General features: G+C 69.2%; 14 protein-coding genes and 1 tRNA gene. 4 read left to right on the forward strand and 11 right to left on the reverse strand.

What is annotated here, in order from left to right; all coding sequences use genetic code 11:
* The first annotated feature begins 25 nt into the window (after nucleotides 1–25).
* A complete protein-coding gene (locus ABZ893_RS16835; RefSeq protein ID WP_361403403.1) occupies nucleotides 26–817 on the forward strand; it encodes a trans-aconitate 2-methyltransferase in 792 nt (263 codons plus the stop codon).
* A gap of 171 nt (nucleotides 818–988) precedes the next feature.
* Here ABZ893_RS16835 and ABZ893_RS16840 read toward each other — a convergent pair whose 3' ends face one another.
* Nucleotides 989–1,672, reverse strand: a complete 684-nt coding sequence (locus ABZ893_RS16840; protein ID WP_361403406.1) for a TetR/AcrR family transcriptional regulator — start codon at nucleotides 1,670–1,672, stop codon at nucleotides 989–991.
* Nucleotides 1,669–2,664 carry a fatty acid desaturase gene (locus tag ABZ893_RS16845; RefSeq protein WP_361403409.1) on the reverse strand — a complete coding sequence of 332 codons (996 nt, stop codon included), beginning with the start codon at nucleotides 2,662–2,664 and terminating at the stop codon, nucleotides 1,669–1,671. The genes ABZ893_RS16840 and ABZ893_RS16845 overlap by 4 nt, the downstream gene beginning before the upstream one ends.
* 299 nt (nucleotides 2,665–2,963) lie before the next feature.
* On the opposite strand from ABZ893_RS16845, the gene ppc reads away from it, so the two are divergent.
* Nucleotides 2,964–5,702: a phosphoenolpyruvate carboxylase gene (gene ppc, locus ABZ893_RS16850; protein ID WP_361403412.1), complete on the forward strand. Its 2,739-nt coding sequence runs from the start codon at nucleotides 2,964–2,966 to the stop codon at nucleotides 5,700–5,702.
* A gap of 100 nt (nucleotides 5,703–5,802) precedes the next feature.
* Here ppc and ABZ893_RS16855 read toward each other — a convergent pair whose 3' ends face one another.
* The 7 genes from ABZ893_RS16855 to ABZ893_RS16885 all read right to left on the reverse strand — a co-directional run bounded on the left by ABZ893_RS16855 (nucleotide 5,803) and on the right by ABZ893_RS16885 (nucleotide 11,278).
* On the reverse strand, nucleotides 5,803–6,258 hold the full coding sequence (locus tag ABZ893_RS16855; RefSeq protein ID WP_361403415.1) for a hypothetical protein: 456 nt from the start codon (nucleotides 6,256–6,258) through the stop codon (nucleotides 5,803–5,805).
* Nucleotides 6,259–6,313: 55 nt separating this feature from the next.
* Entirely contained in the window at nucleotides 6,314–6,910 is a 597-nt protein-coding gene (pth, locus tag ABZ893_RS16860) for an aminoacyl-tRNA hydrolase (protein WP_361403418.1), read from the reverse strand.
* Between the two features lie 87 nt (nucleotides 6,911–6,997).
* Complete coding sequence (locus tag ABZ893_RS16865; protein ID WP_361403421.1) at nucleotides 6,998–7,582, reverse strand: 50S ribosomal protein L25/general stress protein Ctc; 585 nt, start codon at nucleotides 7,580–7,582, stop codon at nucleotides 6,998–7,000.
* A 223-nt stretch (nucleotides 7,583–7,805) separates the two neighbouring features.
* Entirely contained in the window at nucleotides 7,806–8,780 is a 975-nt protein-coding gene (locus ABZ893_RS16870; RefSeq protein ID WP_361403422.1) for a ribose-phosphate diphosphokinase, read from the reverse strand.
* A 119-nt stretch (nucleotides 8,781–8,899) separates the two neighbouring features.
* Nucleotides 8,900–10,348, reverse strand: coding sequence for a bifunctional UDP-N-acetylglucosamine diphosphorylase/glucosamine-1-phosphate N-acetyltransferase GlmU (gene glmU, locus ABZ893_RS16875; protein ID WP_361403425.1), 1,449 nt, complete (start codon nucleotides 10,346–10,348; stop codon nucleotides 8,900–8,902).
* 119 nt (nucleotides 10,349–10,467) lie between these two features.
* Nucleotides 10,468–10,540 (reverse strand) — tRNA-Gln (locus ABZ893_RS16880).
* A gap of 27 nt (nucleotides 10,541–10,567) precedes the next feature.
* Entirely contained in the window at nucleotides 10,568–11,278 is a 711-nt protein-coding gene (locus ABZ893_RS16885; RefSeq protein WP_361403427.1) for a hypothetical protein, read from the reverse strand.
* 167 nt (nucleotides 11,279–11,445) lie between these two features.
* Between ABZ893_RS16885 and ABZ893_RS16890 the strand changes: the two genes are divergently transcribed.
* Complete coding sequence (locus tag ABZ893_RS16890) at nucleotides 11,446–12,768, forward strand: histidine kinase (protein WP_361403430.1); 1,323 nt, start codon at nucleotides 11,446–11,448, stop codon at nucleotides 12,766–12,768.
* 233 nt (nucleotides 12,769–13,001) lie between these two features.
* Here ABZ893_RS16890 and ABZ893_RS16895 read toward each other — a convergent pair whose 3' ends face one another.
* Nucleotides 13,002–13,487: an SUKH-3 domain-containing protein gene (locus tag ABZ893_RS16895; protein WP_361403433.1), complete on the reverse strand. Its 486-nt coding sequence runs from the start codon at nucleotides 13,485–13,487 to the stop codon at nucleotides 13,002–13,004.
* A 58-nt stretch (nucleotides 13,488–13,545) separates the two neighbouring features.
* Nucleotides 13,546–14,115 (reverse strand): YwqJ-related putative deaminase, encoded by a 570-nt coding sequence (locus ABZ893_RS16900; RefSeq protein ID WP_361403436.1) that lies wholly within the window; start codon nucleotides 14,113–14,115, stop codon nucleotides 13,546–13,548.
* A gap of 221 nt (nucleotides 14,116–14,336) precedes the next feature.
* Between ABZ893_RS16900 and ABZ893_RS16905 the strand changes: the two genes are divergently transcribed.
* Nucleotides 14,337–15,392, forward strand: a complete 1,056-nt coding sequence (locus tag ABZ893_RS16905; protein WP_361403439.1) for an SMI1/KNR4 family protein — start codon at nucleotides 14,337–14,339, stop codon at nucleotides 15,390–15,392.
* Nucleotides 15,393–15,394 lie beyond the last annotated feature (2 nt).

Consider the following 15,394-nt stretch of genomic DNA (forward strand, 5'->3'; position numbering starts at 1 on the left):
TAATCCTGGGAGCACCCTGGGCGCCATGAGCGCACCCGTCTGGGACCCGCAGCAGTACCTCCGCCACGCCGATCACCGTACGCGTCCCTTCCTCGACCTTCTCGCCCGTGTCCAGGGAGAACCGGCCCGGATCGCCGACCTCGGCTGCGGGGCGGGCAACGTGACCGCGCTGCTCGCCCGGCGGTTTCCCGAGGCCCGGATCACGGGCTACGACAATTCGCCGCAGATGCTTGAGCGGGCCGCCGCGTACGCCTCTGATCGGCTCGACTTCGTCCTTGCCGATGCGGGTACGTGGACGCCCGGCGAGACCTTCGACCTGATCATTTCCAACGCGTTGCTCCAGTGGGTGCCGGGTCATATGGACCGGTTCCCCGACTGGGTCGGAGCCGTTGCCTCCGGCGGGACATTCGCGTTTCAGGTGCCGGGGAACTTCGAGGCGCCCAGTCATGTGCTGATGCGGGAGCTGGCGGGGTCGGCGCGGTGGCGGGAGCGGGTGGGGGGTGTGCTGCGTCATGGGGACGCGGTCGCCTCGCCGGCGCGGTATCTGGAGCGGCTCGCTGCGCTTGGCTGTGACGTCGATGCGTGGGAGACGACGTATCTGCATGTGCTGGAGGGGTCTGACCCGGTGCTGGACTGGGTGAAGGGGACGGGGCTGCGGCCCGTCCTGACCGCGCTTGCCGGGGACCCGGCGGGGCGGGAGGAGTTCGTCGCGGAGTACGCGGGGCTGCTGCGCGAGGCGTACCCGGCGACGGAACATGGCACCGTTTTCCCGTTCCGGCGGATCTTTGTGGTGGCGAGGCGTTCGGCTGCGGGCTGAGTGTGGCTGGTCGCGCCCCGCGGCGGAGCCGCTAATGACACAGCCCCGCGCCCCTGAAGGCGAGCGGCTTCGCCGCTCAGCCTTCATCGGGGAAATGCGGCACGCAGTGCCTGCATTTCAGGGGCGCGGGGAACTGCGCGACCAGCCCCCACCAACCCGCACCCGAAAGCGTCAACGCTTCCGGTGCCCTATCAGCCGAGGCCGAGCCTCCAACCCATCAAGCCCATGCCACGCAAGATTCACCAGATGCGCCGCAACCTCCGCCTTCTCAGGCCGTCGCGCATCCAGCCACCACTGGCCGGTGAGGGCCACCATTCCCACCAGAGCCTGCGCATACAACGGCGCCAGCTTCGGGTCGAAGCCCCGCGTCTTGAACTCGCCCGCGAGAATGTCCTCGACCTGCGTCGCGATGTCCGAGATGAGCGACGCGAACGAGCCCGTGGACTGCGGGATGGGCGAGTCGCGGACCAGGATGCGGAAGCCGTCCGTGTACTCCTCGATGTAGTCGAGGAGCGCGAACGCCGCCTGTTCGCACAGCTCACGCGGATGCCCGGCCGTCAGGGAGCCGGTCACCATGTCGAGGAGCTGGCGCATCTCCCGGTCCACCACAACGGCGTACAGGCCCTCCTTGCCGCCGAAGTGCTCGTACACCACCGGCTTGGAGACCCCGGCCTTCGCCGCGATCTCCTCCACCGACGTGGCCTCGAAGCCCTTCTCCGCGAAGAGGGTGCGGCCGATCTCCAGGAGCTGTTGGCGGCGCTCCGCACCGGTCATCCGGGTACGGCGCGCGCGCCGCGGTTTCTCGTTGCCGGCGGGGGTCGCAGTGCTCGGGTCGGTCGCCACGCGTTCCATCATGCCGCGTCAGCGGCTTGCGGCCGGCGGCGGGAGGCGATCCGCTCCTTCGACGGCCAGCGCACGTCGCTCGCCCAGCCCAGCTGCTCGAACCAGCGGATGAGCCGCGCCGAGGAGTCCACCTGGCCGCGCATCACGCCGTGCCGGGCCGACGTCGGGTCCGCGTGGTGCAGGTTGTGCCACGACTCACCGCAGGACAGGACGGCCAGCCACCACACGTTGCCCGAGCGGTCCCGCGACTTGAACGGGCGCTTGCCCACCGCGTGGCAGATGGAGTTGATCGACCACGTGACGTGGTGGAGGAGCGCTACGCGTACCAGCGAGCCCCAGAAGAAGGCCGTGAAGGCGCCCCACCAGGACATCGTCACCAGACCGCCGATCAGCGGAGGCAGCGCAAGCGACAGGATCGTCCAGTAGACGAACTGGCGGGAGATCGCCCTTATGGCCGGATCCTTCACCAGGTCCGGCGCGTACTTCTCCTGCGGCGTCTGTTCCTCGTCGAACATCCAGCCGATGTGCGCCCACCACAGGCCCTTCATCAGCGCTGGCAGCGTCTCGCCGAAGCGCCACGGCGAGTGCGGGTCACCCTCCGCGTCGGAGAACTTGTGGTGCTTGCGGTGGTCGGCCACCCAGCGCACGATCGGCCCCTCGACCGCCATCGAGCCCATGATCGCCAGCGCGATCCGCAGCGGGCGCTTCGCCTTGAAGGAGCCGTGCGTGAAGTACCGGTGGAAGCCGATCGTGATGCCGTGGCAGCCCAGGTAGTAGAAGAACACGAGCAGGCCGAGGTCGAGCCAGCTCACACCCCAGCCCCAGGCCAGCGGCACCGCCGCGACCAGCGCCAGGAACGGGACGGTGATGAAGAGCAGGAGCGCGAGCTGCTCCACCGAACGCTTCTGTTCACCGCCGAGGGTGGCGGACGGCAGCGCCGCGCCGGACGGGTCGGCCGACGACGCCTCGGGGGCCTCGTCGATCAGGTGGGGGCTTGGAGTCATGGGGCGTCCCCTGTGGGGTCGAGGGTCGAGAACGGGGATGTGGTGCTGGGAAAAACACTTACTACGGGTCCGTAACTTACGGCGTCGTAAGTATGGCAGCGAGCGGACGAGCGGCAAGAGGCCCGCAAAACGGCCCCTAGGGGTGGACACCTATCCTGGGGAACGGTCGGACAGCGCGGTCCGCTCTGTTATCACCATCCGGGATTTCCCCTGGGCCCGCCCGGGGATCACCCGGGACCATGACCCGGACCCGGGGTTTCCCTCCCAGACGTGCTTCACCACTGCAAGGAGCCGCACCTGTGAGCAGTGCCGACGACCGGAGCCGTGAGGCCACCTCCAGCGCCGAGCTGCGCGCCGACATCCGCCGACTCGGCGATCTCCTCGGCGAGACACTCGTACGCCAGGAGGGACCCGAGCTCCTCGAACTGGTCGAGAAGGTCCGCAGCCTCACCCGTGAGGACGGCGAGGCCGCCGCCCGCCTCCTCGGCGACACCGAGCTGGAGACCGCGGCCAAGCTGGTCCGCGCCTTCTCCACGTACTTCCATCTGGCGAACGTGACCGAGCAGGTCCACCGCGGCCGTGAGCTGCGCGCCCGCCGCGCCGCCGAGGGCGGCCTCCTCGCCCGTACGGCCGACCGGCTCAAGGACGCGGACCCCGACCACCTGCGCGAGACCGTCCAGCACCTGAACGTACGGCCGGTCTTCACCGCGCACCCGACGGAGGCCGCCCGGCGCTCCGTCCTGAACAAGCTGCGCCGCGTCGCCGAACTCCTCGAGACCCCCGTCATCGAGGCCGACCGCCGCCGCTACGACACCCGCCTCGCCGAGAACATCGACCTCGTGTGGCAGACGGACGAACTGCGCGTCGTACGCCCCGAGCCCACCGACGAGGCGCGGAACGCGATCTACTACCTCGACGAGCTGCACGCCGGAGCCGTCGGCGACGTCCTCGAAGACCTCACCGCCGAGCTCCAGCGCGTCGGCGTCACCCTCCCCGACGCCACACGGCCGCTCACCTTCGGCACCTGGATCGGCGGCGACCGCGACGGCAACCCGAACGTGACCCCGCAGGTCACCTGGGACGTCCTGATCCTCCAGCACGAGCACGGCATCAACGACGCCCTGGAACTCGTCGACGAACTGCGCGGCTTCCTGTCGAACTCGGTCCGCTACAGCGGCGCCACCGACGAACTCCTCGCCTCCCTCCAGAGCGACCTGGACCGGCTCCCGGAGATCAGCCCCCGCTATAAGCGCCTCAACTCCGAGGAGCCCTACCGGCTCAAGGCCACCTGCATCCGGCAGAAGCTGGAGAACACCAAGCTGCGCCTCGCCAAGGGCACCGCCCACGAGGAAGGCCGCGACTACCTCGGCACCGGCGAACTCCTCCACGACCTCACGCTCGTCCAGAACTCGCTGCGCGCGCACCGCGGCGGCCTGTTCGCCGAAGGCCGGATGAACCGCATCATCCGCACCCTCGCCGCGTTCGGCCTCCAGCTCGCCACCATGGACGTACGCGAGCACGCCGACGCCCACCACCACGCCCTCGGCCAGCTCTTCGACCGGCTCGGCGAGGAGTCCTGGCGCTACGCCGACATGCCCCGTGAGTACCGCCAGAAGCTCCTCGCCAAGGAACTCAGGTCCCGCAGGCCGCTCGCCCCCTCGCCCGCGCCCCTCGACGCCGCCGGCGAGAAGACCCTCGGCGTCTTCCACACCGTCCGCCGCGCCCTCGACGTGTTCGGGCCCGAGGTCATCGAGTCGTACATCATCTCGATGTGCCAGGGCGCCGACGACGTGTTCGCCGCGGCCGTCCTCGCCCGCGAGGCCGGACTCATCGACCTGCACGGCGGCTGGGCCAAGATCGGCATCGTGCCGCTCCTGGAGACCACCGACGAGCTGCGTGCCGCCGACGTCATCCTCGACGAGATGCTCGCCGACCCCTCCTACCGGCGCCTGGTCGCCCTGCGCGGCGACGTCCAGGAGGTCATGCTCGGCTACTCGGACTCCTCCAAGTTCGGCGGCATCACCACCTCGCAGTGGGAGATCCACCGCGCCCAGCGCCGGCTGCGCGACGTCGCCCACCGGTACGGGGTGCGGCTGCGCCTCTTCCACGGCCGCGGCGGCACCGTCGGCCGCGGCGGCGGCCCCTCGCACGACGCGATCCTCGCGCAGCCGTGGGGCACCCTCGAAGGCGAGATCAAGGTCACCGAGCAGGGCGAGGTCATCTCCGACAAGTACCTCGTGCCGTCCCTGGCCCGCGAGAACCTCGAACTCACCGTCGCCGCCACGCTCCAGGCGTCCGCCCTGCACACCGCGCCCCGCCAGTCCGACGAGGCGCTCGCGCGCTGGGACGCCGCGATGGACGTCGTCTCGGACGCCGCGCACGCCGCGTACCGCAAGCTGGTCGAGGACCCGGACCTGCCGTCCTACTTCCTGGCGTCGACGCCGGTCGACCAGCTCGCCGACCTGCACCTGGGCTCCCGGCCCTCGCGCCGCCCCGGCTCGGGCGTCTCGCTCGACGGGCTGCGCGCCATCCCGTGGGTGTTCGGCTGGACGCAGTCCCGGCAGATCGTGCCCGGCTGGTTCGGCGTCGGCTCCGGTCTGAAGGCGCTGCGCGAGGCCGGGCTCGACAGCGTGCTCGACGAGATGAGCGAGCAGTGGCACTTCTTCCGGAACTTCCTCTCGAACGTCGAGATGACGCTCGCGAAGACGGACCTGAGGATCGCCCGGCACTACGTCGACACGCTCGTGCCCGACGAGCTCAAGCATGTGTTCGCCGACATCGAGGCGGAGCATGAGCTGACCGTGCGGGAGGTGCTGCGCATCACGGGTGGGGAGGAACTGCTTGATACGCAGCCGGTGTTGCAGCAGACGTTCGCTATTCGGGACGCTTATCTTGACCCGATTTCTTATCTGCAGGTTGCTCTGTTGAAGCGTCAGCGGGATGCTGCCGCGGTGGGGGCGGAGGCGGATCCGTTGCTGGGGCGGGCGTTGCTGCTGACGGTGAACGGGGTTGCGGCGGGGCTGCGTAACACGGGCTGATGCCCGGGGTGGAATGGGTGGGCGCCCTTGTTGTCGGCGCCCTGCGCGTGGGCTGTGCCCACCCGTTCCGCCCTGCGGAACGCCTGCCCACAGCGGTCAGTTACGAGATGAGCGCGGCGAAGGCGGCGGTGAGTAGGGCTACTCCCGCTGCTGCTGTGGCCCAGGCCCATCGCCTCAGGCGTAGTCCTCCTGCGATCAGCACGGAGGCCAGCAACAGCGCTCCCCCCAACGGCACCCACGCGTGGAAGAAGCCCGGCGCTCCCGTGCGGATGGCCTCGGGGGTGCCCGGCTTCAGGACCACCGGGACCCGTACGCCTCGTTTTTCCGCGAACGAGCGGGTGATGACCACCTTGGCGCGGGCGTGTGAGCCGGGGGACAGCGGGGCGTACGCGCCCGTGCAGGTCCGGTCGGCGCAGGCGGCGACCGTCAGCGTGCCGCGTTCATGGCCGTCGGCGAACAGTACGTACCGCGCCGACGACCAGGACATCCAGGCGCCCGCGAGCAGGATCAGCAGGGCCGCGGCCGCCATCACGACCCGGCGCGTGTTCGACAGCATGGCGGCGATCCTTGGCCATGGCCCTGCCGAGCGTCAACCGGCGCCCCACGCCGGCTCAGGAGTTGTACGCGCTCTGCGCCCGCTCCAGACCCTCCGTGACCAGGCACTCCACCGAGTCCGCCGCACGGTCCACCAGGTAGTCCAGTTCCTTGCGCTCCGTGGACGAGAAGTCCTTGAGCACGAAGTCCGCGACCTGCATCCGGCCCGGCGGACGCCCGATGCCGAACCGCACCCGGTGGTAGTCCGGCCCCATCGACTTGGTGATCGACTTCAGGCCGTTGTGCCCGTTGTCGCCGCCGCCCAGCTTCAGCCGCATCGTCCCGTAGTCGATGTCCAGCTCGTCATGGATCGCCACGATGTTGGCGACCGGCACCTTGTAGAAGTCCCGCAGACCCGTGACCGGACCGCCCGACACGTTCATGAACGACATCGGCTTCGCCACGATCACCCGGCGGTTCTGCGGACCCGGCGAACCGATCCGCCCCTCCAGGACCTGCGCCTGCGCCTTCCCGGCCCGCTTGAACTTGCCGCCGATCCGCTCCGCCAGCAGGTCGGCCACCATGAAGCCCACGTTGTGCCGGTTCATCGCGTACTCGGGCCCGGGGTTGCCGAGACCCACGATGAGCCAGGGGGCAGTGGCATCGGTCGTCATCGGGACCGCGTCTCCTCTACATAGGGCAATGAAAAACGGGGTGGCGGGCCGCAGTGGCCCGCCACCCCGTCAAGCAGAGCGTACGGCTCAGGCCTCGGCGCCCTCGGCCTCGGCCTCGGCGGCGGGCTCCTCGGCCTGGGCGGCCAGGATCTGGATGACGACGGCCTCGGCGTCGGTCACCAGGGTGGTGCCGGCCGGAAGCTTGACGTCCTTCGCGTGGATCGAGTTGCCGGCCTCCAGGCCCGCGATCGACACGGTGACGGAGGTCGGGATGTGCGTGGCCTCGGCCTCGACGGAGAGCGTGTTCAGCACGTTCTCGACGAGGAAGCTGCCCGGGGCCAGGTCGCCCTCGGTCTCGACGGGAAGCTCGACCGTGACCTTCTCGCCCTTCTTGACGAGGAGCAGGTCGACGTGGACCAGGAAGCCCTTGATGGCGTCACGCTGGACGGCCTTCGGGATCGCCAGCTCGTGCTTGCCGTCGATGTCCAGGGACAGCAGGACGTTCGGCGTACGCAGGGCGAGCAGCAGCTCGTGGCCCGGCAGCGTCACGTGGACCGGCTCGGAGCCGTGACCGTAGATGACACCGGGAACCAGGCCGTCACGGCGGACGGAGCGGGCGGCACCCTTGCCGAACTGGGTACGGACGGATGCGGCGAGCTTGACCTCGGACATGTGCACTCCTCGTAGAAATCGATGGGGAAGGTGGTCACCCGGCCACGAACGGGCCTGCTACGAAGAGCGCGTCGATAACGGACCGCCGCCACCATCTCCGTACGGAAATGAGAGCGGCCTCCCTCGCCGAGCAACTCGAAGAGTCTACCCGGCGGGGAGGCCGCCCCAGAAATCGATCATCGGAACCGGCGCACGGTCACGCCTGCCCCGAGTTCGAGGTCTCTTACTGCTCCTCGAAGAGGCTCGTCACCGAACCGTCCTCGAAGACCTCACGCACCGCGCGCGCGATCGTCGGCGCGATCGACAGCACCGTGATCTTGTCCAGCTCCAGCTCACCCGGCGTCGGCAGCGTGTCCGTGAACACGAACTCGCTCACCTTCGAGTTCTTCAGCCGGTCCGCGGCCGGACCCGAAAGCACACCGTGCGTCGCCGTCACGATGACGTCCTCCGCACCGTGCGCGAACAGCGCGTCCGCGGCGGCGACGATCGTGCCGCCCGTGTCGATCATGTCGTCGACCAGGACGCAGACGCGGCCCTTCACGTCACCGACCACCTCGTGGACGGTGACCTGGTTCGCGACGTCCTTGTCACGGCGCTTGTGGACGATCGCCAGCGGCGCGCCGAGGCGGTCGCACCAGCGGTCCGCGACCCGCACACGGCCGGCGTCCGGAGACACCACCGTGAGCTTGCTGCGGTCGACCTTCGCGCCCACGTAGTCCGCCAGGATCGGCAGCGCGAACAGGTGGTCCACCGGGCCGTCGAAGAAGCCCTGGATCTGGTCCGTGTGCAGATCGACCGTCAGGATGCGGTCGGCACCGGCCGTCTTCATCAGGTCCGCCACCAGGCGCGCCGAGATCGGTTCACGTCCGCGGTGCTTCTTGTCCTGCCGCGCGTAACCGTAGAACGGCACGATCACCGTGATGGAGCGGGCCGACGCGCGCTTCAGCGCGTCGATCATGATGAGCTGCTCCATGATCCACTTGTTGATCGGAGCCGTGTGGCTCTGGATCAGAAAGCAGTCGGCGCCGCGAGCGGACTCCTGGTAGCGGACGTAGATCTCGCCGTTGGCGAAATCGAAGGCCTTGGTCGGAACGATCCCGACACCGAGCTGGTGAGCGACCTCCTCGGCAAGCTCGGGGTGGGCGCGGCCGGAGAAGAGCATCAGCTTCTTCTCGCCGGTCGTCTTGATCCCGGTCACAGCACTTGTCTCCTCAGACGAGTCTTTCCGCCGCTGCGCCCGCTTGTCCCATTACCAGCGAGGCAGCCGAATCTTGTGCATCTATCACGGTACGCCGTGTCGCACGTACCTGTTTCCGGTCAGCCTTCACTTTCCGGATTCCGGGCGGCCTCCTCGGCCGCCCTCGCGGCCGCGCTCCCCGGACGCTTCCGGGCCACCCAACCCGCGATATTCCGCTGCTGGCCTCGGGCCACGGCCAGCGAACCGGCCGGTACGTCCTTCGTGATCACGGACCCCGCGGCGGTGTAAGCACCGTCGCCGATCGTGACAGGAGCCACAAACATGTTGTCCGAACCCGTCTTGCAGTGCGACCCGACGACGGAGTGGTGCTTGGCCTCACCGTCGTAGTTCACGAACACGCTGGCCGCGCCGATGTTGCTGAAGTCACCGATCGTCGCGTCACCCACGTACGACAGGTGCGGCACCTTCGTGCCCTCACCGATCGTCGCGTTCTTCGTCTCGACGTACGTACCGATCTTGGACTTCACACCGAGGCGCGTGCCGGGACGCAGATACGCGAACGGGCCCACCGACGCGCCCTCGCCCACCTCGGCGCCGTCCGCCACCGTGTTGTCCACACGGGCGCCCGCGTGCACCTTCGTGTCCTTCAGGCGCGAGTTCGGGCCCACCTCGGAGCCCTCGCCCAGGTGCGTCGAGCCGAGCAGCTGCGTGGCCGGGTGCACGAGCGCGTCCCGGTCGAAGGTCACCGTCACGTCGATCCACGTCGACGCCGGGTCGATCACCGTCACACCGGCGAGCATCGCCCGCTCCAGGAGCCGGTCGTTCAGCGTCCGGCGGGCCTCCGACAGCTGCACACGGTTGTTGATGCCGGCGATCTCGCGGTGATCCGCGGCGACGGACGCGCCGACCCGGTGCCCCGCCTCACGCAGGATCCCGAGGACGTCCGTCAGGTACTCCTCGCCCTGGCTGTTGTCCGTACGCACCTTGCCCAGCGCGTCCACGAGCAGCTGACCGTCGAACGCGAACACACCCGAGTTGATCTCCCGGATCGCGCGCTGCGCCTCGCTCGCGTCCTTGTGCTCGACGATCGCCGTGACGGCGCCCGTGGCCTCGTCCCGCACGATGCGGCCGTAACCCGTCGCGTCCGGCACCTCGGCCGTCAGCACGGTCACCGCGTTGCCGTCGGCGGAGTGCGTCGCCGACAGCTCCCGCAGCGTCTCGCCGGTCAGCAGCGGAGTGTCACCACACACCACGATCACGGTCCCGTCGACCCGGCCACCGAGCTCCTCGAGCCCCATGCGGACCGCGTGCCCGGTGCCGTTCTGCTGCTCCTGCACGGCGGTACGGGTCTCGGGGTCGATCGCGGCGAGGTGCTCACGGACCCGCTCACGCTCGTGACCCACGACGACGACGAGGTTCTCCGGCTCCAACTCCCGTGCGGCGGCGAGCACATGCCCGACGAGCGACCTGCCACTGATCTCGTGCAGAACTTTGGGAGTGGCCGACTTCATACGGGTGCCCTCACCCGCTGCAAGAACGACGACGGCGGTGGGGCGTGTGGCGCTCACGGGTGTGCCCTTCGGCTTCGGATGCTGTGCGGGGGTGGACATCCGCAGGATACCGGGGCGTTGTGGGCCGGAAATAAGAGCGGGGCCTCGGCCGTGCGGCCGGGCCCCGCGTACGCCAGCTCCCCCATCAGGATTCGAACCTGAACAGACGGTACCAAAAACCGCAGTGCTGCCTGATTACACCATGGGGGAATAATCTCGGGCGAACCGGACATTCGGTCAGGTCGCCGAGGTGGCACCCAACACTATGCCGTACCAGGCGCCTTCCATGCGACGGTACAGCTCGGCGCTTCGACGGACGTAGATGACCAGACAGCCGTGGTAGCCGACGCCGGTGTTCTTCCGGACGGTTCGAGGGTTGTGCTTCTTGACCGTGGCCTTGCTGAACGCGGAAGCGTCCACGCCGACAACTTCCGCCCAGTGCGCCTCCGCCGCGGCTATGTCTGCCGACTCGTGGATGCTGACGCGCAGCGTCAGGCGGTCGGGGGTGACGCCGAGCAGTTCGAGCCAGCTCATGAAGAGTCGAATCACGTCGGGGTCGCTGTTGATGAACTGAAGGGCTTCGGAGCGGCGATGTGGCTTGCTCTTGGTGCCCTCGGCCCAATAGAGAGCGACGCCCGTCAAGAAGAGCTCCCGCTCGGAGAGTGCCCCGACGGCTGCTGTGGCAGTGCGCTTCGTCTCCCTGCGCTCGTTCTCCTGAGTCGCGCGCAGCTGGGCGAGGCCCGCGTTCATGCGGGCCCGCTGCTCTTCGGGTGTGCAGCGCGGCTCCGGCTTCGGCAGGTCCCTCACCCAGAGTGAGACCGAACTCTTCGAGCAGCCCAGTTCGGCCTTGATCTCGTTGTATGTCCGCCCCAGCCGTCGCAGCTCTCGTGCGCGATCTCGTAGATGCGTTTTTGCGTTGGGGCGCTTCGTTCCTGTGCTCTGCGTCATGGGCACAGGTTCGTTCGGGATGGGCTTGGGTGCGTCGTATTTGTATATGGACCAACAGTTCGGGGGATACCCGCTGGTTTCGCTTCTGTTCGAACGCGGGGTGTGTGAGAGGCGCGCGGTGGAAACTCGCCGGAAATCGGGTGGGGTGCGCCCGTAGGCTGGAAGTCATGACCACGACGGGGGAGATGCACCGGGCGGCCGGGGGGCCGTGGTGGTGGGGGCGGTGGCGTAGTGCCGGGCTCGATGTCGGGCTGGCGGTCGCGTCGGCTGTTGAGTGTGGGTTCGAGGGGGTCGGGTTCGCTCGTGATGCCGGGGTTCCGGTGGGGGTGGGGGTCGGTTTCGGGGTGATCTCCGGGGCCGTGCTGCTGTTCCGGCGGCGGTGGCCCATTGCTGTGGTGCTCGTCGGTGTTGCCGTTACGCCGGCGCAGATGGGGGTGCTGCTCGGGGTCGTCGGGCTTTATACGCTCGCCGCCTCTGAGATGCCTCGGCGGATCATCGGTGCGCTTGCCGGGATGTCTTTTCTCGGGACGTTGATCGTCGCTGTCGTGCGGGCTCAGCAGAACATGGGGCGCGGGGATCTGACTCGGGTCGGGGACTGGTTTGTTCCGTTCGTCGGGGTCACTACGTCGTTGGGGCTTACGGCTCCGCCCCTGTTGCTCGGGCTTTACGTCGGTGCGCGGCGGCGGCTCATGGAGAGCTTGCGGGAGCGGAACGATTCGCTGGAGCGGGAGCTTCAGTTGCTGGCCGAGCGAGCTGAGGAGCGGGCCGAGTGGGCTCGGGGCGAGGAGCGGACCCGGATCGCTCGCGAGATGCATGACGTTGTCGCGCATCGGGTCTCGCTGATGGTCGTTCATGCTGCCGCGTTGCAGGCCGTTGCCCGTAAGGATCCTGAGAAGGCCGTGAAGAACGCGGCGTTGGTGGGGGATATGGGGCGGCAGGCGCTTACTGAGTTGCGGGAGATGTTGGGGGTGTTGCGGGCCGGTGGGGGGCCGGGGGTGGGGGCTGGTTCTGTTGCGCCGCCGCTCGCTGCCGTGGGGGCTGTTGCTGCTGCTGCCGCTTCTGCTGTTTCTCGGGCGGTCGATGATGAGGACGGGCCCTGTCTGGGGGATCTTGATGAGCTTGTCGGGCAGTCTCGGGCTGCCGGGATGGCCGTTGAGCTTGTTGTGCAGGGGGATGCCCGGGGTTATGGCGCTGCCGTTGAGCAGACCGCTTATCGCGTTGTTCAGGAAGCGTTGACCAACGTCCACAAGCACGCTGCCGGGGCGAAGACCTATGTGCGGTTGGCCCATCGGGTGTCCGAGATCGCCATGCAGGTCGAGAACGAGGCTCCTCCGGAGGGTGCGGAGGCGGGGGTTGGGGCTCGGTTGCCCAGTGGGGGGAATGGGCTGGTGGGGATGAAGGAGCGGGTTGTGGGGCTGGGGGGTGTGTTTGTGTGCGGGCCCACCGATGCCGGGGGGTATCGGGTTTCGGCTGTTTTGCCGGCCGCTTGAACGTCTTGTCTGGCGCTCTGGCGCTGCCTGATTTCGGGTGCGGGGCCGCGCCGGGATGTACGTGCTCGCTGTTCTAGCGGTTGGCGTACCCGGGCTTATGGCACCTGCGTGTGGTGCTGGTGGCTCCGCGCGCACATCCCGCCACGGCCCCTCCTGTTTCGTACGCGGCCGCCGGCCCGGTGGGGCCTGTCTCGGGTGCGTTCCGTCTCGTACTCGGCTGGGGGCCGGTTTTTTTACGGTGCTGCCAGGCGCGTTGGCTGGGTGCCTGTGATCAGGGTTTCCAGGGCCTGGTCGATGCCTGCGCCCAGGTACCAGTCGCCGCTGTGGTCCAGGGCGTAGACCCTGCCTTCCGCGTCGATGGCCAGGAGCGCTTCCGAGCCGGATTCCGCGCCCAGTGGGGCGACCTCGGTGTCCAGGGCTCGGCCCAGGTCTCCGAGGGTGCGGGCCATGTGGAGGCCGTGCAGGGGGTCCAGGTGGGGCTGGGTCGGGGCTATCTGGCGGCCGGGGCCCTGGGGCGTGAGGTGGAGGCCGCCGAATTCGGCCCAGGCCTCCACCGCTGCCGGGAAGACGGCGTGGCGGTGGCCGGCCGGGGAGGTGTGGGTGCGGAGGGCGTCGGCCCAGAATTCGGCCTGCTTGATGTCCCAGCGGCCGGGCTGCCAGCCGGCGGCGCGCAGCGCGGCGTCGACGGGAGCGGTGAAGCGGTTGCGGTCGGCGGTCATGCTCAGTGGCCTCGTCTTTGGTCTGCTGCTGCCTGCGGTCGTGCGTCCTGCTGCGTCGTCAGTCGGTGTCCGTCTCCGGGTCGACCACGTGGACGCCGAAGTGCGCGGTGAGCGCGGCGCAGGCGCGGCAGGGGCGGGCGAAGCCGCCGTGCAGGGGGTCGCCGTCCTCGCGGATGCGCCGCGTCGTGAGTTTCGCGTGCTTGAGGGTCTTGCGGGCTTCGCCGTTGGTCATCGGTTTGCGTCTGGCACGCTTCGAACGTTCTTCCTCGGCGGCCGCCAGGTGACGGGAGATGAGGATCGTCTCCGCGCAGCGTCCTGTGAAGCGGTCGCGCTGCGCGCTGGTGAGCGCGTCGAGGAAGTCCTGGACGAGCGGGTGCAGGGCGGGGGCCTGCTCGCCGCGGGCCGCGGTACTGGTCAGCGTGGTGCCGCGGACGGAGAGCGCGGCGGCGACTGTCGGCAGGATGCCGTCACGGCGCTGACGCAGCGTGGGGGCCGGCTTGTCCTCGGTGCTGCTCCAGCCGACGCGGGGGTCGCCGGAGGCGCCGTCGGCGGCGGGACGGTTCCCGGTGCCGGGCTTCGTGGCCCCCGCGACGGCTGTGTCGGATGACGGTGCGGTGCTGCTCTGCATGTGCTTGCTTCCCCTCTGCAATCCCCCGGGTTGCAGGCACAGACTGCCAAATGGGGCCCGTGCTGCGGAAGCTGGGGCGGGGCGACACGCGGGAGCGTGGGCTCATCGTCACGGTGGGGTGACTGCTGGTCATGGAACCGGAGGGCCGGTGACCGCTGTCTTACTACCGCATAGGCTGTCGCTATCCGCGATCCATAACAGTGCCGCAGGGGGCAACCGCCATGACGACAGGTCGGCTAGGGCTGGGGGCACCGCCCAGCCGCCAGGCTGGGGGACAAGCCGCGCCGCCGAACGCGGCCTACGCCGGGCAGGTCGTGCACTTCCCGGACCCGGTCCGCGCGGCGCGCCATCCCAGAGGTGTACGGATCGACGGGAACGGCTTCCCGGACTTCTCCGCGTATGCGCGTGCCGCGACCGAGATCGCCGATCCTCCTGAGGGCTTCGGCGTTGACGAGCTGCGGCTCACGGATTACGTGTCCGCCAACGCCGCGATGGCCGCCGCCGGGCACGAGCTGTGGGACACGATCGTGCCCGTCGCGACGCCGCACGGCTGGACCTGGCACCACGTGCCGGGGAGCCGGCGCATGGAGCTGGTGCCGGTCGAGGTGAAGGCTCTGCTGCGTCATCACGGCGGACTCGCCACTGCCGCGGTGGACCACCGCAAGCGCGGCACGCGCCCGTTGCAGGAGACGCGGCCCGCCCACTTCGGGCTGCCGAAGTCGTCCGTCGCCGTGACGGAGCAGCAGGTTCTCGGTGCCGAGGAGGATCTGGGGTACCGGCTGCCCGGCGCGTACCGGGCGTTCCTCAAGGCCGCGGGCGGGTGTGCCCCTGTGGGGGCGGCGCTCGACGCCGAGTTGGGGCTGCTGATCGACCAGCCGTTCTTCACGGTGCGCGACGAAGCCGCGGTCAACGACCTGGTGTACGTCAACAAGTGTCTGCGCGATCACCTGACCAAGGACTATCTGGGCGTCGGGTTCGTGCAGGGCGGCATTCTCGCCGTGAAGGTCAAGGGTGAGCGGATCGGTTCCGTGTGGTTCTGCGCGTACGACGACGCGCGGGACAACGGGGACACCGCCGGGTGGTCCGTCGCCGAGCGGGTGGAGCGTCTGCTGCTGCCCTGCGGTGACGACTTCGACGCGTTCCTCGCCCGGCTCGCGGGCAATCCGCCGGAGCTGGAGACGGTGGCGAACCTGATGGTGGACGGCGGCTTCGCGCGCGCCGTCGACCCTGCCGTGCCGGCCGCTTCGGCTGCTTCGACTGTCCCGGACGAAGGGTGAGT

This window comes from Streptomyces sp. NPDC046821, assembly GCF_040645335.1.
In the GTDB taxonomy this organism is placed as follows: Bacteria; Actinomycetota; Actinomycetes; order Streptomycetales; family Streptomycetaceae; genus Streptomyces.